Genomic DNA, 19,455 nt, shown 5'->3' with positions numbered 1-19,455 from the left:
AGCAGGGATCGCCGATCCCCGGCGTGAACACCGGAGGGTGCGGCGATTGATTACCGGTCACACCCCCCATTGTGGGTGGTCGCCGCTGGCATGCCCGCGCAGGTCGCCGGTCCGGTGTCTCCGCAGTGGCCAGGAACACGGCGGGTTACAGGGGCCGCGCGTGTGCCGTCCCGGTGGGATGGGATATAGACAGGGAGTGTCCGCAGCCGAACCAGGTTTCCCATCCCCCGAGGAGTTCCGCATGGCTGGCCAGCCCCCCTACCCGCCTCCCGGGCCGCAACAGCCGAATCCCCCGCAACAGCCCCCGCCCGGGTACGGCCCACCGGGTGGGCAACCCCCACCGCCCGGTTATCCCGCACCGCCGCAGCAACAGGATCCCCACCCGCCGTGGAACTCCGGCCCGCCCGGCCCCGGATACCCACAGCGGCCCTCCCGGGGCAGAGGGTGGTTGATCGGCGGGATCGCCGGGGGAGCGGCGGTGCTGTTCGTGGCCGCCGGCATCACCACCTGGGCCGTGGTGCGCACCCCGCCCCCACTGAGCGGCGTCGCCGACTGCGATGCGTTCCTGACCGAGTCGGAACTCTCCGGCGTCCCGGACGCCGAGAGCTCCGACATCATCGAGGACCGCTACGAGGAGAGTATGCCGGTCACGGACGGCGGCGTCACGGCGGAGGAGGCGCTGTTGTGCTCCACCGGTTCGGGAACGGAGCTGTCCGAGAGGCCGGTACTCCAGGTCAGCGTGTTCCGTTTCCCCACGGACACCGCCGAGGACGACTACACGCGGATGCAGCAGCATCTCAGTGACGTCCGTACGGAGATGGGGGAGTCCTACGACGTGGACCTCTCCGAGGACGCGTCCTCGCCGGAAGACGGGAGTATCGAGGTCGGCAAACGGGAGATGGGAACCGGGGACGGCGGGTTCGTGTACTACGTCGACGACCCCAACAGCGAGTACCTCATGGATGACCAGTCCCTCGCCTGGGCCACGTTCGTCTCGCGCAACCTGATGGTCAACGTCGGCTACTCCGGGTCCGACGGGCTCTCCCCGGAGGAGAAACTGGAGGTCGCCGACGACCTCGCCTCGACCGTCGAGGGAACACTCACCCGCGCCTCCGAGACCGAATACGAGACCGAATAGTCGCCCCGGAACCGAGCCGGGGCCTGTCCGATGGCAGGAACGGGAGTCAGGGCCCCGGCTCGGCGAGGAGCGCGGTGGCGTCGTCGTGCAGCTTCCCGCCGGGGACGCCATTCCGGCGCTCCTCGGCCCGGACCCAGGCGATGAGCGCCTCGGGGCCCCGGTTGTCCAGGAAATCGGCGACCGCCGGGACGCTGTGGCCGTAGTAGTCGACCAGGCGCCAGCACCCGTCGGTCAGCAGCGCGAACCGGCGCCCGGGAAACGTGCCCTGGACCGCTTGGTACGCCGCTTTCGGATCGGTGCCCGCGACCCAGAACCCGCCGGGCGCGTTGCGGCACGCCCGTACCAGCTCCCGGCTGTAGGGGCGGCCGCCGGGCAGGTGGTCCAGCCGGTCGTCCGTGACGGCACGGGCCGGCGTGTCATCTCCCGGAGCGAGGGCGACCGCGTCGGCCAGGACCAGGTACTCCGTCCCCTGGTCCGTGTGGCGCGCCACAGCGACCGTGGCGGACGGGCTGTCCGGGTTCCCCAGGTCGCAGCTGGTGCGGTGGGCCTGTGCCGAGCGGGTGATCGCCGTGGCCAGCGAGTCCGGCAGAGTCCGCTGCCCGGATGCCAGCTCGTGCTGCAGCTCGCTGGTGAGCCGACGCACGAACCATGCCACCCCGTGGCGGCATCCGGTGTCGACTCCCGGCGGTGCCGTGGCGCCGTCGAGCACGAACGCCCAACCCGGGCCCCACGCCATCCCGTCCTCGTTCTCCGCCCCCTCCCCGGCCTCGCTCGCGCTGCGTACCCGCACGTCAGGGATCAGCGGGCTCCGGGAACCGGCGTGGTGGAGTCCGCCGCGCGCCGCTGCGCGTCCCGCACGATCTCCTCGGCCGCCTCCACGTTCTGCCAGCCGCGCACCTCCGAGCTCTTGAGGGGCTCCAGGCGCTTGTAGATCTCGAAGAAGTGCGTGATCTGGCTGAGCTGCAGCTCCGGAACGTCCGGCAGATCGCGGACGTTCTCCACGTTCGGGTCGCCGACCGGCATGCACAGGACCTTGGCGTCCGGGCCGCTCTCGTCCTGCATCCAGAACGCCGCGACCGGCCGCACCCGCACCGTGCAGCCGGGGAAGGAGGGACGGGCGAGCGGGACGATGGCGTCCAGCGGGTCGCCGTCCTCAGCGAGCGTGCCCGGAAGGTACCCGTAGTCGGCCGGGTACTGGGTCGAGGTGAACAGCGTCCGGTCCAACCTGATCCGGCCGCGAGCGTGGTCCATCTCGTACTTGTTGCGCGATCCCTGCGGGATCTCGATCACCGCGTCGAATTCCATACCTGTTTCCTTTACCGGTTGCCGCGCTGGGCACGAACGGGGACGCGACCGCGGTCGGGCACAATGCTCCCCACTGGCTTTTCTACCGGATAGCGCACGTCGCGGGCATGCCGGGGCGGGTTACACGGCCCTCCCGCAGGCACGGGTGGGCGGGCATGCGGCGGCACTGCCGCGTCCCCGGTCAGGACAGGACCACCGCCCCCAGCACCGGGGTGCCGCACCAGCACAACCACTGGACCGTGACCTCCTGCCACCGGGAACCCACATCGAACCGTAACCGCCGCGGCGCACCGAGCATGCGCCAGCGCTGACCTCCCAGCCGCACCGGCCACGCCAACGGCACCCCGGCCGTGGTGAGCCCGTCCCCCAGGCAGTGCACCACCATGCCCACACTCACCAGGGCGGCGAGCAGGACCGGGGACGGTGGGGAGAGCAGCACGACCGCGGCGGTGGCGGCGCCCGCACCGAGGGACACGCTCACCCACGCGGCCGCCGCCCCGCGCCGGCCGCCAACCCAGCGACCCGCTCCCGCTCCGCGCGCGCCCAGTGAGAAGAGCAACCACAGCACCGCGGCCGCGCCCGCCCAGTGCAGCGCAGCCGCACCGGCGGCCAGTCCCGCGAGCAACGCCGCCGCAGCAGTGTGGGACAGGTGCCGGTGGGTGCCGTCCTGGTCGTAACCACCCCGGTCGTAGCGGGTGGCGGTAGCGCGCCACGCCAGCGCGGACAGGGCGCGCACGCCGCGACAGGCCACCCCTGTCACGGCTCCCTGACAGCGGGACGCCGTGGCGGAGGGATGATCCAGGTCCGGCAGCAGCGCCGCTCCTGCGCTCGCAGCGGCGCCGGTGGCCAACTCGACCGGACCGCCACCGGCCGCTCCGGACACGGCCACCCCCGCCAGCGCGCCGCTCGCCGCGTGCGCCCCCGCCATCATGGCCGCACCCTCAGTGCGCCGTCGCGGCCGCGGCCTCCGGCCGGTCGGGGGAGGGGAGGGCGGCGGCCGGCTGCAGGCGGGACGGGGCACACGGCGGACGGCAACGGTTCTCCGAAAGTTCCGGGGGGCAGGGGGTCTTCCCCGTCTACCATGCGGGAACGACGCGCGCTAAACAGCGAGGGTTCAGGAACCGCCGTCCTGCGGGATGAGCTTGCCCGGGTTCAGCACTCCCGCCGGGTCCAGGGCCGTTTTGACGGCGCGCAGCACGTCCACCCCCAGCGGTTGCACCTCGGCGGTCATCCAGGGGCGGTGGTCGGCGCCCACCGCGTGGTGGTGGCTGATCGTTCCCCCGTGCGCGGCGATGGCGTCGCTCGCGGCGCGTTTCGCCGCCCACCACCGCTGTTCGGGGTCCGTACCCGCCGCGGTGACCACGGTGAAGTACAGCGACGCCCCCGTCGGGTACACGTGCGAGATGTGACACATCACCACCGACGTTCCGTGGGGGCCGTCGAGGGCCTGGGCGACAGCGGAGGTGACCGCCTCGTACAGCGGGCGGAGCCCTGACCAGGTCGTGGCCGTTTCCAGGGTTTCGCTGAGGACGCCGGCGGCGAGCAGCGTGTCGCGCAGGTAAGGGCCGTGGAAACGCGAGTGCCGCCACTGGGAGACGGGCTCGGACCCGAGCGGGGTGCCGCCCTCCTGCTCCAGGGTCCGCCGGGCGGCGGCGTGCTGGTCGGACACCTGCTGTTCGGTCCCCTCGAACCCCACCACGAGCAGGCAGCCGACACTCCCGCCGTCGCCGCCTCCGGAGAGCGCGGCGTTCACGAACGTCTCCGTGGGGTCCGACAACCGTGCGACCATCGGTCGGGGGGCGGCCTGTGTCAGGGCGCGCAGCGCCGCGGCTCCGGAGTCGAAGTCGGGGAACGACCACGCCTCGTCGTGGGTGGCCTCGGGTACCGGTCGGGTCCGCAGCGTCACCTCGGTGATGACTCCGAAGGCACCCTCCGAGCCGAGCACCAGCTGGCGCAGGTCGGGGCCGGCGGCCGACGCCGGCGTGCCGCCCACCTCCAGCGTGCCGCGCGGCGTGGCGACGCGCATCGCCACCACCAGGTCGTCGAACCGGCCGTACCCCAGAGACGCCTGGCCGCTGGACCGCGTGGCCGCGTAGCCCCCGATGGTGGCGTACTCGTAACTCTGGGGGACGTGGCCCAGTGTGCGCCCGTGTTCGGCGAGCAGCTCCTCGGCGCGCGGCGTACGCAGCCCGGCCTGCAGGGTCGCGGTCTGTGACAGGGGGTCGAACGCCACCAGCCGGTCCAGACGGCGCAGGTCGAGCGACACGGCGGCCACCCCGTCCCCGCGCAGGGGTTCCACCCCGCCGACGACGCTCGTCCCGCCGCCGAACGGGACCACCGCGGTGTGGTGGCGCTCGCACACGTCCAGCACCGCCAGCACCTCGTCGTGGCTGCCGGGGAGGAGGACCGCGTCCGGAGCGTTGGTGGCGTCCCCCGACCGCCGCCGTAGCAGGTCGGGCGTGCTCTTGCCGCCGGCGTGCCGCAGCCGGGAGGCGCGGTCGGTGCGCACCTGCTCCTCCCCGACGACGTTACGCAGCTCCGCCAGCGCCGCCGGAGTCAGCGTCGGATCGGGCAGGCGGACCTCCTCCTCGTCGGGGGGAGGAAGCTCCACCAGCTCGGCGCCGAGAGCGTCGGCGACGAGCCCGCGGAGGGAGTCGGAGAGCGGTGTGGCGTAGTCGGGGTCGCCCCAGGCGAACCAGGACATGTCGGTAGCGTGGTCGGCACTCATACAGTACAGTTTTACATATGGCGTCAAGACGTAACGTTGAGGATCGGATGTTGGACGCGGCACGCGCCTGCGTCGAAGCGTTCGGAATCCGGCGCACCACTCTCACCGACGTGGCCCGCCGTGCCGGGGTGAGCCGCCCTACCGTGTACCGGCACTGGCCCGACGTGACCATACTGGTCTCCGACGCGCTGACCCGCGAACTACGGGAACTGCTGCAGGAGGCCGCGGTCGGGGACGGGGAAACGAACGCGCGCGAGCATCTGGTACGCCGCGCCGCCGGCGTCACCGAGGCGCTCCTCACCCACCCCCTGTTCCTGCGCATCATCGACAGCGAACCGGAGTTGCTGGCGACCTACACCTTCCACCGGTTGGGAACCAGTCACCTCGCCGCGCTGGAACTGATCACGCCGCAGGTCCGGGCGGGGCAGAGCGACGGGTCGATCCGGCAGGGCGAGCCCGCGGCCCTCGCCCGGATGGTGCTTCTCGTGGTGCAGAGCGTCGCCACGTCCCGCCGCCTCACCACCGACGCCATGTCCGAGGAGGCGCTGCTGTCAGAACTGCGCACCCTCCTCTCCGGATACCTCGCACCCCAGGAGGCGAACACCCGATGACCGACCCGGACACCTCCCTCAACGCCGGACGCCGCCACCGCGAGCTGCAGGCCCTGCACGACGACCCGCAGGTCGACGTGCTGGTGGTCGGCGCCGGGGTCACCGGGGCGGGGGCTGCCCTGGACGCCGCCTCCCGCGGTCTCTCCGTCGCACTCGTCGACCGGGACGACCTGGCGTTCGGCACGAGCCGCTGGAGCTCGAAACTGGTCCACGGGGGGCTGCGCTACCTCGCCAACGGCCAGTTCGCCATCGCCCACGAGAGCGCCCGCGAACGCGACATCCTGATGCGCAGGACAGCGCCGCACCTGGTGCGTGCCCTCCCGATGCTCGTTCCGGTCCACGCGGGAACCGGGTTCGCCCGGGTCGCCGCCACCCGCGTCGGTACCGCCATGGGTGACGTGCTCCGCGTGGCGGCGGGGACCGGGACCGACACGCTGCCGCACTCCCGCAGCATCGGCCGGGAACGCACTCGCCGACTCGTGCCCGGAGTGTCCCAGGACGGCCTGTACGGCGGGATCGTGTCGTTCGACGGCCAACTCACCGACGACGCCCGGCTGGTGCTCGCCCTCGCCCGCACCGCCGCCGGACACGGGGCCCGGGTGATCACCCGGTGCGCCGCCGAACGCCTGGACGGCGGCAGCGCGACGCTCCGCGACCGCCTCACCGGGGAGTCACTCGAGCTGCGGGCGGGAGCCGTCATCAACGCCACCGGCGTGTACGCGGGAGACCTCGTCCCCGACGTGCGGCTGCGCCCCAGCCGCGGCACACACATCGTCCTGCCGTCCGAAGCCCTGGGCAACCCCGCGGCCGCCCTTACCATTCCCGTGCCCGGCAGCATCAACCGGTTCGTGTTCGCCCTCCCGCAACCCGACGGCCGGGTGTTCGCCGGTCTCACCGACGAACCGGTGGAAGGCCCCGTTCCGGAGGTTCCCGAACCTCCCGAAACCGACGTCGCCTTCCTCCTCGACGTGGTCAACAGCGCACTGGCCACCCGGCTCACCCGCGCCGACGTACTGGGCGCCTACGCCGGCCTGCGCCCCCTCCTCGACACCGGCTCGGGAAACAGCGCCGACGTCTCCCGGCGGCACGCCATCCTGACCTCACCCGACGGCACCATCACCGCGGTCGGCGGAAAACTCACCACCTACCGGCGCATGGCCCGCGAGGCGGTGGACGCGGCGGTGAGCAACTCCCGGCTCCTCGCCGGGCCGAGCCGCACCGCCACCCTCCCTCTCGTGGGAGCCACCGGCCCCCGCGGGCTGGCAGCGGTGCGGGCCCCGCGCCGCTTGGTGGAACGCTACGGGACCGAAGCCACGGCGGTCCTGGCGCAGGCGGACGGCGACCCCGAGGCACTCACCGGGCTGGCACGCGGGATCACCCCAGCCGAACTGCGGTTCGCGGTGCGCCACGAGGGGGCACTGGACACCGACGACCTGCTGGAACGCCGCACCCGTCTGGGACTGGTCGCCTCCGACCGGCAGGCTGCCCTGGCGGCGGCGGAGGAGGCACTGGGCCACTAGAGCCCGTTTTCGGACGCTTGCCCTGCTGCGTGCCGCCCCGGCACACCGCTCGGCGGCGTTCCCGCCGGTCGACGGAGGGGGTCCGCTCTGGCCCCCTCCTCGGCCGTGCCGGGCGGCACCGGAGACGCCGCTCGCGACGAACAGCGCCCAAAAACAGGCCCCAGCTCCCGGGTGGCGGGCGCCGCTCGGGACGACCAGCACCCACCACCCGGGCTCCGGCCCTTACCGTTCGGCCGCTGGCGGGCGCGCCTCGGCCCCCAGCGTCTCGGCGAGCGGCGCGGTCAGTTCCGCCAGCCGCGCGTTACCCTCCGGGCCGAGCCGCTCGAACGCCGGAAGCGCCAGCGCGTCCGTGCGGGATTCCAGGTCACGCCGCAGCGCGTGCCCCTCCTCGGTGAGCACGGGCGCGCCGTCCGCATCCGTGTCGACCAGCCCCCGCCGCCGCAACCGCCCCACGGCGGCGTCCCACTCCTCGAGGGACCATCCCCGGCTCTTCCGCAGCCATGACGTTGAGTACCCCGGGGCGCCCGCGGCGTGGCTCACCAGCGCCTCCACCGGAGACAGCCCCGCCTGCAACAACGCGGACACGTGCCCGTCCCCGCGGAACTCCCGCAACAGGGTCGCCGCGTGCCACAGCACCAGGTGCGGCTCCTCGGGCCACTCCAGTCCCGCGTGTCCGGCGAACAACGGTCTGCCGTGGACGTGGCGCCCGGCCTCCAGCGCCGCGTCGCGCGCGAGTTCGGCCGCCTCCGCCACGGCCGTCGAACGCACCGTCTCCTCGCCGAGAGCCCGGCGCAGCGCCTGGTCGGCGACCTCCTGGCGAGCGCGCAGCACCGCCTGTGGGCTGACCAGTGACCAGACTCTCGGGACGGCCGAACGGATCAGCTCCGGGTTGAACACGAAGAACACCGCGCCGACCGTCTCCGCTCCCACCGGGCCGAGCGCGGCACAACGCGGAGCGAAGTACCCCATGGCCTGCGACTCCAGACCGAGCTGCGCGTAGCTGGAGGCGGCCTCCGGCGCGAAGTAGACCAGTGTGTGGACGGGTTCCAGCTCCGCCCACGTGGTACGGGCGAGATCGGGGGTTACCGACTGGGGAGTCATGCGTGCTCCGTTTCACCGTGGCGTGACGTGCCGCCGTCAGCGTATCGAGCGACGTTCGGTTCCGTTGCGGCCGGCGGGAGGAACCGGGTCGCGTTCGCACCGCCGCATCCTGTGGGCTGTCACCGTGACCGGCCCGGTCGGCCTTCCCCGGTGAGGGTGGTGGACCACGAGCGTCCCCGACGCTGGTCAAGATTGGGTCAGGTCTCGAAGTGCTGTGTGGAACGGCATGGAAGTCCGTGGCATACCCGGAGTGACACCGAACGGCGTTCCTCTCTGGGAGTTCTGTATGCCTTATGACACCGTGTCCGGTCCGGGCGCCACACTCGCCGCCACCGGTATCGTGACGGGCTATCTTTGGCTGGTCGTCGCCGGGCTGGTCCTGGTGGTCGTCGGTGCTCTACTGATCCGGTTCACCTTCCGTCGCGGCGTTGGGCCGGTCGAGAGGTGAGCAGCCGCGACACGACGGTTCCCCGGGATCCGGACCCGGAACTACCGACTGCGGAGTACGCCCGCCCAGGTGTGGCGGCGGTCTGCGCCACACTGGCACTGCTCGGCTTCGCCAGCTGGGGGGCACTGCATCTCGCGCATGCCGCAACCGGACACCACGCGGGGTCGGCGAGTCTGACGACGGTGTGGCTCGTGTGCTTCCTGCTGCTGTGGTGGGTGCCGCTGGCCTGGTTCGACCGCCCGAAGCGTGCCGCGGCCGCGGAGCAACCAGAACTGTCCGGGCTCACCGTGACCGTCCAGATCCCGGTTTACAACGAGGATCCGCAGATCCTGCGCATGTGCCTGCACTCGGTCCTGGAGCAGAGTCGGCCGGTGCAGCGGGTGCGGGTCGTGGACGACGGCTCGGCGGACCCGGGCACCGGCGAACCCATGGACTACACGCGCATCCGCGAGCGGTTCCTGGACCGGGCCGCCGAGGTGGGGGTGGAAGCCACCTGGGACCGCACCGAGAACCGGGGCAAGCGGTTCGCCCAGATGCACGTCCTGGCCGAGGATCCCGCCGACGTCTTCGTCACGCTGGACAGCGACTCCGTCATGGACCGCAACGCCGTACGCGAGGGGCTGCAACCCCTCGCCGACCCGCGGGTGCAGTCGGTGGCGGGACACGTGGTCGTGCTGAACAGGCGCACCACGCTGCTGACCCGCCTCACCTGCCTGCTGTACCTGCCGTTCACGCGCGGGCTGCGCAGCGCGCAGTCGGTCCTGGGGAGGGTGACGATCAACTCCGGGACGCTCGCGTTCTACCGCGCGGATACGGTCCGTTCCGCCGCGGGCGTCTACGAGAACGAGCACTTCTGTGACCGTCCGATGCAGATGAACGACGACTCCATGCTCACGTTCTACGCTCTACTGCGCGGCGACACGGTGCACCAGCCCTCGGCGCTCGTGTTCACCCTCGTCCCCGAGAGGCTGCGGCACTACTTCGGGCAGCAGCTGCGCTGGATGCGGGGCACCACGGTCCGGCACCTGTGGTGGCTGCGGTACATGCCGCTGGGCGGAGTGGTGTTCTGGGGAACGGTGGCGGAGTACCTGCATCTCCTGCTGGGCTTCGTGATTCCGCTCGCCGTCCTCCTCGACCCGGGGCTGCGCGAGCAGTGGAGGGAGATCGGCCTAGCGGCGCTGATGGTCGGTGCGGCGATCAACTACATCATGGCACTGCGCGTCTTCATGGTGCGGCGCAGCGACGAGACCACCGCCCACCGGTTCCTGCTGTTCCTGGTGTCGCCGGTGGCGGGGGTTTGGCGGATGGTCGTGCTCCGCCCCGTCTACCTCTACGCGATGCTGACCTGCCGCCGGATCGTCCAGTGGGGAACACGGGAGGACATCGACGTCGCCCTGGCACCGACCGCCCCGACGCCGGAGCGGACCGAATGGGGCGGCGGCTGGTTGCCCCGGATGCGGGGCAGGCGTGACCAGGGAGCGGTCTCCAGGGGCGCCGACCGTGTGGAGGCGCAGGGCTGACCGTTCGCGACCCGGGGGCCGGGTCGGCCGACCGGTACCGTGCTGTCAGCCGGGCCAGCGGGAGTCTGGCTTCGGTGGGGCCCTCCCCGGAACCGGCGTCGGAGCGCGCGTTCCGAGAAGGGCTTCCGCTGCTTCGGCACGGGAGGCGCCGGACGGTGTCAGCGGTCCTCGCGGAACTCCACGTGCCGCCCCACTACCGGGTCGTACTTGCGTAGTACGAGCCGGTCCGGGGTGTTGCGGCGGTTCTTGCGGGTGACGTAGGTGTAGCCGGTACTCGCTGCGGACCGGAGCTTCACGACCGGTCGTACGTCGTTGCGTGCCACGGCTTCCTCCTCGGGATCGGTGGGTGTCGGCAACCATTGTTGAAAACGATAATCATCGTCGTTTATTCCCGAGGAGTGTGTGCGTCCGGACGGACCGGTTCCGGTGCGGGAACCACCCCGGTCGCGGTCGTTCCGTCGTTTTCCCTACGGATCCGGACGGGTCGCCCGCGACCGGGGTCATCCAGCGCCGCGGGTGCTCCCCACGAGTTTCTCGTCGGCAGCGCCGGGGCGACGCCGCAGTTTCCAGGCGGCGACCAGGACGAAGGACACCGTGACCAGGAGCGCCCACGCGCCGAACTTGGAGGGGTGCACCATGGCCCAGGTGTCCACCTGGTGGGGGTAGCGAAACGCCCCGAGGGCCGTGAAGACGTTCTCCGCCGTCCACAGGAAGAAGCCGATCAGCACGAACGACAGGGCCAGCGGCATCCGGTAACACACGCTTCCGACGGTGAAGTACACCCAGGTGCCCCACGTCACCGCGACCATCCCGGCCGCGAGCAGGAACCGCACGTCCGGCAGCCAGTGGTGGGTGAAGAAGTTCGCGTAGACCAACGCCGCGAGTACGCCGGTGGCCACGGAGCGGTAGCGCACCAGGTCCAGATCCAGCAGCCGCCAGGCCCGGGCGACGTAGCTGCCCACAGCGGCGTACATGAAGCCGCTGTACAACGGCACCCCGGCGACTGTCGTCCAGGCCGGTTCGGGATAGCTCCAGGATCCGACTCGCACTTTGAACAGCTCGAAAGCCAGCCCCACCACGTGGAATCCCAGAATGCCGAGTACCTCCCGACCGGTCTCCAGACCGGACAGCCAGAAGGTGACGGTCAGAATGATCCCGTAGACCAGCAGCGCGTCGTAGCGGGGTACGGGCAGGGGTACGACCTCCGAGAGCGCCAGTCCCAGGAACAGGGCTACGGCGAAGGCGCACGCCCGCGCTTCCAGCCAAGCGAAGCGCACCAGCTGGGAGAGTCCCCGGGGCAGGTTCCAGACAGTGGGCATATGTCGTCCGACGCATGGGGGTATGGGAGCGTTGCGCGTTAACGCGACCAGCGGGTAACGACCACACCCACAAGAAAACCCGGCAACCGAAACGATGTCCGGTCAACCGGGTCTCCCGATTTTTCTGAGGCGGTGCCCCCAGCAGGGCAGCATGCGAACCTCCAGCCTGTAATCGATGGGCCACACATTGAACTTCCTCCAGCGCGCACCAAGATGCGTCGGGAGGGTTACCACGGGTCACGCCGCCAGTCACAGGGGTCTGGGGAGTGATCGGCGATGGTCGCTTCCCACTGGAGCCGCTGGATCACTCTCGCCGCGGTGCTGCTGCTGGCAGTCATCGCGGCCGTGGTTTCCTATGCCCATATGTTCGAGCTGGCCTTGGGCCATGGCGAGCCCGCCTGGCGGGCCGGTCTGTTCCCGCTGTCGGTCGACGGCATGATCGTGGCCGCTTCCATGTCTCTGCTCAGCGACGCTGGCCAGGGGAGGCGTGGGGGAGTGCTGCCCTGGACCCTGTTGATCGTCGGCAGCGCGGCGTCCCTGGCCGCCAACGTGGCGGTGGCTGATCCGACGGTGTGGTCGCGGGTGATCCACGCATGGCCCGCATTCGCACTGATCGGTTCCTATGAGTTGTTGATGCGTCAGTTCCGGGCGAACGCTGCCTGCGTACGCAGACCGGGGATGACCAGGCCGACGAGGATCACTTTGTGGACTCGGCACCGGGTCCCGAGGACGCTGCCGGTGCAGAGGAACGGCCCGCACTGCGGGTGGTTCCGGCGCAGGGGGCCTCTTCGATGGCGGAGATCGTTGAGCCCGTCGCCACGGAGGTTGCGCCGCCCAAGGTTCAGTGCGATGCCTGGGAGTGGGCGTTGGCTCATCGCCGCGATGATGGCTCCCTGCCCTCCGGTCAGGAACTGGCCGAACAGTTCGGCCGTAAACCCAGGTGGGGCCGACTTGTCAAACAGAGGGGCGAACAGGGGCTCCTGACAACAGCCGATGCGATGGAGGGGGAATCCGACGAAGGTCTGGTGATGACCTCTACCGTGTCAAGGTAGTATGGCCGTTCTTGTGACTAGCCCGTTCCGGATCCGAGTAGGTCAGGTGGGCCTCTTGGGGCTGTTCGCGGCCGTTGGAAACGGGTGGGCGCGGTTCTTGCCTCCCATTCGTCTCAGGGGCGAATAGTGTCGCTGCTGCTATTTTGTCCGTCTGACCCTCGCGGTCAATGCCGGGCTGTCATGCCGTGTGCCGCTCGTGCCGCGACAGCCGAGCACCGATGGAGCACACTGTCCTTGCTAGCGGGCTTCCAGTCGATATGGCGATTTTTTGCATCGAATATGAATGAGTAGGTGGCTTCCGTATGCTTAAGATTTATGTTGCAAGATGGTAACGCTCCACGTTTTTGCAGGTGAGGTGCTGAAGGTCCCGCGCACGCGGGAGTGGACCTGCTGCCTTCGTGCTGAAGGAGCAGGGGCTGGAGAAGGTCCCGCGCACGCGGGAGTGGACCGGTTTCGGCCGCTTCCGCTTGGGCCAGCAACAGAAGGTCCCGCGCACGCGGGAGTGGACCGGCGATGTTCCCCCGATGCTTAGCCGATATGTCGAAGGTCCCGCGCACGCGGGAGTGGACCGCAGGCCGCCGTCGAGGTGCACGAGGAGAAGGCGAAGGTCCCGCGCACGCGGGAGTGGACCGTGCCGGTCGTCGAGCCACCCACCACCCGGCGAGAAGGTCCCGCGCACGCGGGAGTGGACCGGCGAACTCAACGTCGGTGTTGTCGTTGCCAGAGAAGGTCCCGCGCACGCGGGAGTGGACCGTCCCGCATCAGTGAGGCGGCGCTTGCTGAGTAGAAGGTCCCGCGCACGCGGGAGTGGACCGACGATCTCGGTCTCCACGCCGGAGTCCTCATCGAAGGTCCCGCGCACGCGGGAGTGGACCGAGATCTTTTCTCAGGAGTCCCCGCCCCGGCTGGAAGGTCCCGCGCACGCGGGAGTGGACCGGTGTTGTTCTTGGTGGGCCGTGCGGCCCCCACGAAGGTCCCGCGCACGCGGGAGTGGACCACCCCGGATACCGTCCCCTGGTTCTGGTACTCCGAAGGTCCCGCGCACGCGGGAGTGGACCAGATCAACCACGTGGTGATGGTCGGCGGCTCCAGAAGGTCCCGCGCACGCGGGAGTGGACCGACCAGCTTGTGTGATCCCGCGAGAGCGGCCAGGAAGGTCCCGCGCACGCGGGAGTGGACCAGGGGTCGCCCCCCAAGAGGATGCCGACGAGGCCGAAGGTCCCGCGCACGCGGGAGTGGACCGGACATCACAGTGCCCTACGTATGCGACCTGCAGAAGGTCCCGCGCACGCGGGAGTGGACCGTCCGCACCACGCTGGACGATGCCCCCATCGACGAAGGTCCCGCGCACGCGGGAGTGGACCGCTGCTCGGGGCGTATGTCGAGACTCATGGAGAGAAGGTCCCGCGCACGCGGGAGTGGACCGGCCCAGCAGGCCAAGGACGCCCACGCAAGCCGAAGGTCCCGCGCACGCGGGAGTGGACCGACCCACTCAGTACTGACCTACAGACCCACTCAGAAGGTCCCGCGCACGCGGGAGTGGACCGCGCCGCCCTGCGGCAGGGGCTCACCCGGGCGGGAAGGTCCCGCGCACGCGGGAGTGGACCGCCATTCGGGCTTTTCGCCGCGCTGTTGAGGGGAAGGTCCCGCGCACGCGGGAGTGGACCGGGGAAGGGCGCCCGGGGGCGGGGCATAGTGGGGAAGGTCCCGCGCACGCGGGAGTGGACCGAAAGGCGACCATGACTGAGACTACCCGAGACAGAAGGTCCCGCGCACGCGGGAGTGGACCGTAGTGGTCCATCCCCACGTGCGTGGGGCTCAGGAAGGTCCCGCGCACGCGGGAGTGGACCGTGACAGCGCACCAGCAGGATGAGCAGCAGACGCGAAGGTCCCGCGCACGCGGGAGTGGACCAAATCAACCGGGCGCTCTCCGACTACCTGCCCTGAAGGTCCCGCGCACGCGGGAGTGGACCGTCCGGCGGTGGCCTGTTCGGCAAGAAGTCCGGGAAGGTCCCGCGCACGCGGGAGTGGACCGGCATTGGAACAGGAGCGCAAGGCTCGGCGCGAGAAGGTCCCGCGCACGCGGGAGTGGACCGTTGCTCGAGGGCCATCCCGCCTACATCGCCGAGAAGGTCCCGCGCACGCGGGAGTGGACCTGAACCTCCACCGAAACCGCCCCTCTGGCCGCGAAGGTCCCGCGCACGCGGGAGTGGACCGGCCGCTCATGGTCTCGCCCTCCGACATATGTGGAAGGTCCCGCGCACGCGGGAGTGGACCGTAGTGGTCCATCCCCACGTGCGTGGGGCTCAGGAAGGTCCCGCGCACGCGGGAGTGGACCGTGACAGCGCACCAGCAGGATGAGCAGCAGACGCGAAGGTCCCGCGCACGCGGGAGTGGACCAAATCAACCGGGCGCTCTCCGACTACCTGCCCTGAAGGTCCCGCGCACGCGGGAGTGGACCGAACGCCCGACCGGGTTCCCGGCCGGGCGGAGCGGAAGGTCCCGCGCACGCGGGAGTGGACCGCACAACGTCCGCAGCTGCGTAGCGCTCGTATAGAAGGTCCCGCGCACGCGGGAGTGGACCGCGTTGCGGGACGGGATTTGGCGCCCTGTATTGGAAGGTCCCGCGCACGCGGGAGTGGACCGCGTCGCAGGCAGAACGCCCGGATCGCCGCGAAGAAGGTCCCGCGCACGCGGGAGTGGACCGCGTCGCAGGCAGAACGCCCGGATCGCCGCGAAGAAGGTCCCGCGCACGCGGGAGTGGACCGGACCTTTTGCGGTCGCATGGTGGCTGGGTCGGGAAGGTCCCGCGCACGCGGGAGTGGACCGGCACGGTTCAGGTCCCTGCGGGAGGGAGGACGGAAGGTCCCGCGCACGCGGGAGTGGACCGGACCTTTTGCGGTCGCATGGTGGCTGGGTCGGGAAGGTCCCGCGCACGCGGGAGTGGACCGGCCGGATCCTCGTCCGGGCTTAGGGACGTCCTGAAGGTCCCGCGCACGCGGGAGTGGACCAGCTGTCGATGGCCAGCATCCACTCCTTCTTGCCGAAGGTCCCGCGCACGCGGGAGTGGACCGCTCGACTACGACAACCCGGACCATCGCGCGGAGAAGGTCCCGCGCACGCGGGAGTGGACCGGAATTGGGATCGAGTACCCAGTTCTCCGCGAGGAAGGTCCCGCGCACGCGGGAGTGCATCGAAGGCGTAAGGCCAGCTCCGCAGCGGGATGCCCTGTGCCTTGGCCATGGGGGAGGCGGCACAGCAGCCGAAAGCGAGATGTCGGCCAAACACTCCCTGGCCGCGTACCTACTCAGCAGACTCACTGAAGAGGGAAGCAGCGGCGTGGTCTCATACATAGACTGATCGAGTCTCTTTCGAAAGATTGGAACGGCACCGTCTCCACGCTTACTGATATAGTCTGGCTCTACGCGCTCCGGCGCGCTGGAGATACCGCACAGGGGAGCAAGGAGTGGCCGTGACGCTTGGACACCTCTCGATCCGCGATGCCTGCATTTGGGTGAGCGGCGCCAGTATGGGGGCTCTTGCTGCGCTGATCTGGCTGCTCACTGGATAGCAGCGTCCATGCCTCAGGCGCCGGTTGCCATCGGAGAGACCGGTGGCAACCGGCATCCCACGTCCGTGGGACCTGGTTGATCGCTTAGACGACGGCGCCGCCTCCACGCGGTCCACCTCCGCCTGCGCGGAGGCCCTCAGGCTATCAATGTTCCTGGTGGGCGATGGTCTGCCTGTTGGTTTTGATGTGGTTCCGACTTTTGTCGCTGGTTGCCGTTAGCGTTCCCGAAACAGTGCGAGTGCTCCGTCCGACGGTAGGGAGTCCACGGTGAATGATGAAGAGCAGATCGATCTGCGGATCGGGGCCAAGGAGCGCGGGCTCGGTGGGGCCGTGTACCCGGCGATCTGCCACGGTCTCGACGCTGCGGCCGTCTGCCTCGCCTTGTGGAAACACCACGTTGCGCCCGGGCTCCGAGAACATCTGGCGCGCCGCTTGGAGGTCGATACGGACACCGCAGGGCGAATCGTGTCCTACTGGGCGGGGCTGCACGACATCGGCAAGATTGAGCCCTACTTTCAGACGAAAAGGCTTTCTTTGCCTCCATTGTCTGGGTTTCCCGCGGTGGGTCCCTCCATGCCGCAGGGGCATGCGCTCACCGGCTGCCAATGGCTGGCGATGACGCTGCCTGAGTCGGGGTATCCGCCGTTCGGCGACGCCGACGACAGCCGCACTTCGCTGATCGCTCAAGTGGTGGGCGGCCACCACGGGCGTTACCCGGAACGGCCCCAGGTGAGCTACGACGCCCGCACGGAGTTCCACTTCGACGAAGACGCATGGGACGACCAGCGCAACGCTCATCTGCAGGTTGTCGGAACCGTCCTCGACCAGCCCCCCGTGCCGCCGTCGTTGGACGCTCCCACTGCGGTTGTCGTCACCGGGCTCATCGTGCTCGCCGACTGGCTGGCCAGCCAGGAACGCTTTCTGCTCCAGCAGCTGCAGCACCTGCCTCGATCCGGAGCGCAGGCCGACCTTGCGGCCTACTTTACGCGGGTCCGGCCTGCGGCCGAAGGCCTGGTCGCCGACGCAGGGCTGGAGCCGCTCCACATGCCCGCGGCCTCTTTCGCCGAGTCCTTCCCCGCCATTTCCGAACCGTTCGGTCTGCAGGCTTCGGTCGCCGAGCACCTGCCGGGACACGTGCACGGACCGGGGTTGCTCATCGTCACCGCCCCCACCGGCGAGGGCAAGACCGAAGTCGGAAAGTACGTCGCCGACCTCATGGGCGAAGCGGCCGGCCGGACCGGTCGGGCGTTCCTCCTGCCCACTACGGCCACCGCCAACAGCATGCATACCCGAGTCCGTCGGTACGCCGAGCGCCGCGCTGCCCACCCTCGTCCTCTGATGCGGCTGCACTCGATGGCCTGGCTCGAACAGGACCACGCGCCGCCCACGCCGGGTTCCTCCTCCGACGTGCTGACCGGTCACCACTCCGCTTTCTCGCCCACGGAATGGCTCTACGGAGGCCTGCGCGGCCTGTTGGCGTCGTGGGGCGTGGGCACCTTCGACCAGGCGCTGATGGCCGTGCTGCCCAGCCGATTCAACGCGGTGCGGATGTTGGGTCTGGCCGGAAAGACCGTCGTCGTGGACGAGGCCCACGCCGTCGACCCCTACATGCAGAAGGAGTTGGAGAGGCTGCTGTGCTGGCTCGGCCGCCTCGAAGTCCCGGTGGTGCTACTGTCGGCGACCTTGCACCGATCGGTGGCCGACGCTTACGCCCGCGCCTATCTGGAGGGGGCCGGTGTTTTGCGGCGGCCCCGCCGCCGGGGAGCTGCCGCGCCGGTGATTGAGCGCCTGTCCTATCCCGGTTGGGTGCACGTTTCGGCATATGAGGGCAGGCCCCGTGTGGTCAGTAACCCGGTGCCGATCGCCGCGACCGAGCGCAGCCCTCTGGACGTGTCGCTGGAGGCTGTACCCATCCTGGAAGAGACGCCCCGAGGCTCGGCCCGTTCGCGGCCCTCGCGCACCGCCGACCGGACGGAGGCGCTGCGCCGCCTGCTGGCGCCCGTGCTGAACCGGGGCGGCACCGCGGCCGTGGTGTGTACAACCGTGAAGGAAGCCCAAGCAACCTATGATCTTGTCCGTCGCCTCATCGACGAGAACGGCGGCGGCCCCGGCGAGGGTACCGGGTTGCATCTGCTACACGCACGCTTTCCTCAGTGGCAGCGCGACGAGATCACCGCGACCGTGCTGCATGCATTCGGCAAGGAGGGTGCCCAAGAGGGTGCGCGTCCGCGGTCGGCGGTGCTGGTGGCCACCGCGATCATCGAGCAGAGCCTGGACATCGACCTGGATCTGATGATCACCGACCTCGCGCCGATGGCGCTGCTGCTGCAGCGGGCGGGCCGGTGCTGGCGCCACGAGCACCTGGGCATCATCGACCGCCACGCCTTCACCGCGCCGCGCGTGGCCGTGCTGGTGCCCGGTGAACCCGATGCCGACGCGATGCCCACCCCCTGGACCGCGATTCACGCGCCTTCCCTGCTGGAGCGCACCCACCGCCTGCTGCAGGAACACGGGGCGTGTGTAGCGATTCCCGACGACGTGCAGGCGTTGGTCGAACAAGTGCATGACAACCCCGAACTCGCGCAAAACGTCAAACGCGAGTACGAACGCATCGGCGAAGCCATGGCACAGCAGGCCCAGGCCAACACCGCCGTCGTCCCCCGCCCGGCCCAACTTGCCGACCAAGCGAACTTGTCAGCCATGACGCTCAACGACTTCTCCGACGAAGCCGTGGCCACCCGCCTCGGAGCCGAATCGGTACGCGTCGTGTGCTGCTTCGCCGACGCCAACGGTCGGCTGTGGGCCGATGCGCAGCGCACTCGTGCCTTAGCGGGCACCGAGCCCGGTCACACAGCCCCGCTCAGCGCACAGGAAGCCAACGAGGTTATGAATTTGACGATCCCCGTCCCAGGCGGAACCTGGTACCGCGAGCTCAGCGCCGGAGAAGCGGCGATTCCGCCTCCGTGGCGCAAACACAACCACCTCAGCCGACTCCTGCTGATCCGCCAACCTTTGGCCGAGTCCGGCCAATGGAGCGAAGCCGTCCTCGGCGGACACATCTGGTTGCTAGATAAGGAACGCGGGCTCATCCACCATCCCATCGCAGCCGGTGGATAAGAACCGGCGTTAACTCTCGCGCCCT

14 protein-coding genes and 1 CRISPR repeat array are annotated in these 19,455 nt (G+C 70.0%); of the genes, 7 read left to right on the top strand and 7 right to left on the bottom strand.

All coding sequences use genetic code 11. The annotated features are described in order from the left end of the window. The first annotated feature begins 241 nt into the window (after positions 1 to 241). Positions 242 to 1,138 carry a hypothetical protein gene (locus FHX37_RS13140; RefSeq protein WP_141924169.1) on the top strand — a complete coding sequence of 299 codons (897 nt, stop codon included), beginning with the start codon at positions 242 to 244 and terminating at the stop codon, positions 1,136 to 1,138. A gap of 46 nt (positions 1,139 to 1,184) precedes the next feature. Here the strand turns inward: FHX37_RS13140 and FHX37_RS13135 are convergent, their stop codons facing one another. From FHX37_RS13135 to FHX37_RS13120, 4 genes are all read right to left on the bottom strand, one after another. After that, the gene (locus FHX37_RS13135; protein WP_141924168.1) at positions 1,185 to 1,928 is read right to left on the bottom strand and encodes a protein phosphatase 2C domain-containing protein; all 744 of its coding nucleotides are present in this window, start codon (positions 1,926 to 1,928) and stop codon (positions 1,185 to 1,187) included. An 8-nt stretch (positions 1,929 to 1,936) separates the two neighbouring features. Further along, positions 1,937 to 2,443 carry an inorganic diphosphatase gene (locus FHX37_RS13130; protein ID WP_141924167.1) on the bottom strand — a complete coding sequence of 169 codons (507 nt, stop codon included), beginning with the start codon at positions 2,441 to 2,443 and terminating at the stop codon, positions 1,937 to 1,939. Between the two features lie 181 nt (positions 2,444 to 2,624). After that, positions 2,625 to 3,374 (bottom strand): metal-dependent hydrolase, encoded by a 750-nt coding sequence (locus tag FHX37_RS13125; protein ID WP_246062277.1) that lies wholly within the window; start codon positions 3,372 to 3,374, stop codon positions 2,625 to 2,627. A gap of 183 nt (positions 3,375 to 3,557) precedes the next feature. Continuing rightward, complete coding sequence (locus FHX37_RS13120) at positions 3,558 to 5,171, bottom strand: FAD-binding oxidoreductase (RefSeq protein WP_246062276.1); 1,614 nt, start codon at positions 5,169 to 5,171, stop codon at positions 3,558 to 3,560. Between the two features lie 17 nt (positions 5,172 to 5,188). Here FHX37_RS13120 and FHX37_RS13115 point away from each other — a divergent pair, with 17 nt between their 5' ends. Further along, positions 5,189 to 5,782: a TetR/AcrR family transcriptional regulator gene (locus FHX37_RS13115; RefSeq protein ID WP_141924166.1), complete on the top strand. Its 594-nt coding sequence runs from the start codon at positions 5,189 to 5,191 to the stop codon at positions 5,780 to 5,782. Continuing rightward, entirely contained in the window at positions 5,779 to 7,302 is a 1,524-nt protein-coding gene (locus FHX37_RS13110; protein WP_141924165.1) for a glycerol-3-phosphate dehydrogenase/oxidase, read from the top strand. Before FHX37_RS13115 ends, FHX37_RS13110 begins: the two co-directional genes overlap by 4 nt. A 222-nt stretch (positions 7,303 to 7,524) precedes the next feature. Here FHX37_RS13110 and FHX37_RS13105 read toward each other — a convergent pair whose 3' ends face one another. Continuing rightward, on the bottom strand, positions 7,525 to 8,403 hold the full coding sequence (locus FHX37_RS13105; RefSeq protein ID WP_141924164.1) for an SCO6745 family protein: 879 nt from the start codon (positions 8,401 to 8,403) through the stop codon (positions 7,525 to 7,527). Positions 8,404 to 8,689: 286 nt separating this feature from the next. Here FHX37_RS13105 and FHX37_RS13100 point away from each other — a divergent pair, with 286 nt between their 5' ends. Together FHX37_RS13100 and FHX37_RS13095 are read left to right on the top strand one after the other, a co-directional pair. Further along, on the top strand, positions 8,690 to 8,851 hold the full coding sequence (locus tag FHX37_RS13100) for an LPXTG cell wall anchor domain-containing protein (RefSeq protein ID WP_141924163.1): 162 nt from the start codon (positions 8,690 to 8,692) through the stop codon (positions 8,849 to 8,851). Next, complete coding sequence (locus FHX37_RS13095; RefSeq protein ID WP_141924162.1) at positions 8,848 to 10,371, top strand: glycosyltransferase; 1,524 nt, start codon at positions 8,848 to 8,850, stop codon at positions 10,369 to 10,371. Before FHX37_RS13100 ends, FHX37_RS13095 begins: the two co-directional genes overlap by 4 nt. A gap of 158 nt (positions 10,372 to 10,529) precedes the next feature. Here FHX37_RS13095 and rpmG read toward each other — a convergent pair whose 3' ends face one another. Both rpmG and FHX37_RS13085 read right to left on the bottom strand, forming a co-directional pair. Next, complete coding sequence (gene rpmG / locus FHX37_RS13090; RefSeq protein ID WP_141924161.1) at positions 10,530 to 10,694, bottom strand: 50S ribosomal protein L33; 165 nt, start codon at positions 10,692 to 10,694, stop codon at positions 10,530 to 10,532. Positions 10,695 to 10,871: 177 nt separating this feature from the next. Continuing rightward, a complete protein-coding gene (locus FHX37_RS13085; RefSeq protein ID WP_141924160.1) occupies positions 10,872 to 11,690 on the bottom strand; it encodes a DUF817 domain-containing protein in 819 nt (272 codons plus the stop codon). A gap of 276 nt (positions 11,691 to 11,966) precedes the next feature. On the opposite strand from FHX37_RS13085, the gene FHX37_RS13080 reads away from it, so the two are divergent. Together FHX37_RS13080 and FHX37_RS13075 are read left to right on the top strand one after the other, a co-directional pair. Continuing rightward, positions 11,967 to 12,674 carry a DUF2637 domain-containing protein gene (locus FHX37_RS13080; protein WP_246062275.1) on the top strand — a complete coding sequence of 236 codons (708 nt, stop codon included), beginning with the start codon at positions 11,967 to 11,969 and terminating at the stop codon, positions 12,672 to 12,674. Positions 12,675 to 13,102: 428 nt separating this feature from the next. Then, positions 13,103 to 15,938: a CRISPR direct-repeat array (repeat unit 29 nt; unit sequence GAAGGTCCCGCGCACGCGGGAGTGGACCG). A gap of 642 nt (positions 15,939 to 16,580) precedes the next feature. After that, the gene (locus tag FHX37_RS13075) at positions 16,581 to 19,430 is read left to right on the top strand and encodes a CRISPR-associated endonuclease Cas3'' (protein ID WP_141924159.1); all 2,850 of its coding nucleotides are present in this window, start codon (positions 16,581 to 16,583) and stop codon (positions 19,428 to 19,430) included. Positions 19,431 to 19,455 lie beyond the last annotated feature (25 nt).

The sequence above is a fragment of the Haloactinospora alba genome (genome assembly GCF_006717075.1).
Classification (GTDB): Bacteria; Actinomycetota; Actinomycetes; order Streptosporangiales; family Streptosporangiaceae; genus Haloactinospora; species Haloactinospora alba.
The sequence above is the reverse complement of the archived record's forward strand: the minus strand, read 5'-3'. Positions and strand labels throughout refer to the sequence as shown.

What these genes read in the sequence shown, in the direction of transcription:
- FHX37_RS13100 (WP_141924163.1), top strand. Translation starts at nt 8,690, where the DNA reads ATGCCTTATGACACCGTGTCCGGTCCGGGCGCCACACTCGCCGCCACC.
- FHX37_RS13115 (WP_141924166.1), top strand. Translation starts at nt 5,189, where the DNA reads ATGGCGTCAAGACGTAACGTTGAGGATCGGATGTTGGACGCGGCACGC.
- FHX37_RS13125 (WP_246062277.1), bottom strand. Translation starts at nt 3,374, where the DNA reads ATGATGGCGGGGGCGCACGCGGCGAGCGGCGCGCTGGCGGGGGTGGCC.
- FHX37_RS13140 (WP_141924169.1), top strand. Translation starts at nt 242, where the DNA reads ATGGCTGGCCAGCCCCCCTACCCGCCTCCCGGGCCGCAACAGCCGAAT.
- FHX37_RS13110 (WP_141924165.1), top strand. Translation starts at nt 5,779, where the DNA reads ATGACCGACCCGGACACCTCCCTCAACGCCGGACGCCGCCACCGCGAG.
- FHX37_RS13080 (WP_246062275.1), top strand. Translation starts at nt 11,967, where the DNA reads ATGGTCGCTTCCCACTGGAGCCGCTGGATCACTCTCGCCGCGGTGCTG.
- FHX37_RS13085 (WP_141924160.1), bottom strand. Translation starts at nt 11,690, where the DNA reads ATGCCCACTGTCTGGAACCTGCCCCGGGGACTCTCCCAGCTGGTGCGC.
- FHX37_RS13120 (WP_246062276.1), bottom strand. Translation starts at nt 5,171, where the DNA reads ATGAGTGCCGACCACGCTACCGACATGTCCTGGTTCGCCTGGGGCGAC.
- FHX37_RS13130 (WP_141924167.1), bottom strand. Translation starts at nt 2,443, where the DNA reads ATGGAATTCGACGCGGTGATCGAGATCCCGCAGGGATCGCGCAACAAG.
- FHX37_RS13105 (WP_141924164.1), bottom strand. Translation starts at nt 8,403, where the DNA reads ATGACTCCCCAGTCGGTAACCCCCGATCTCGCCCGTACCACGTGGGCG.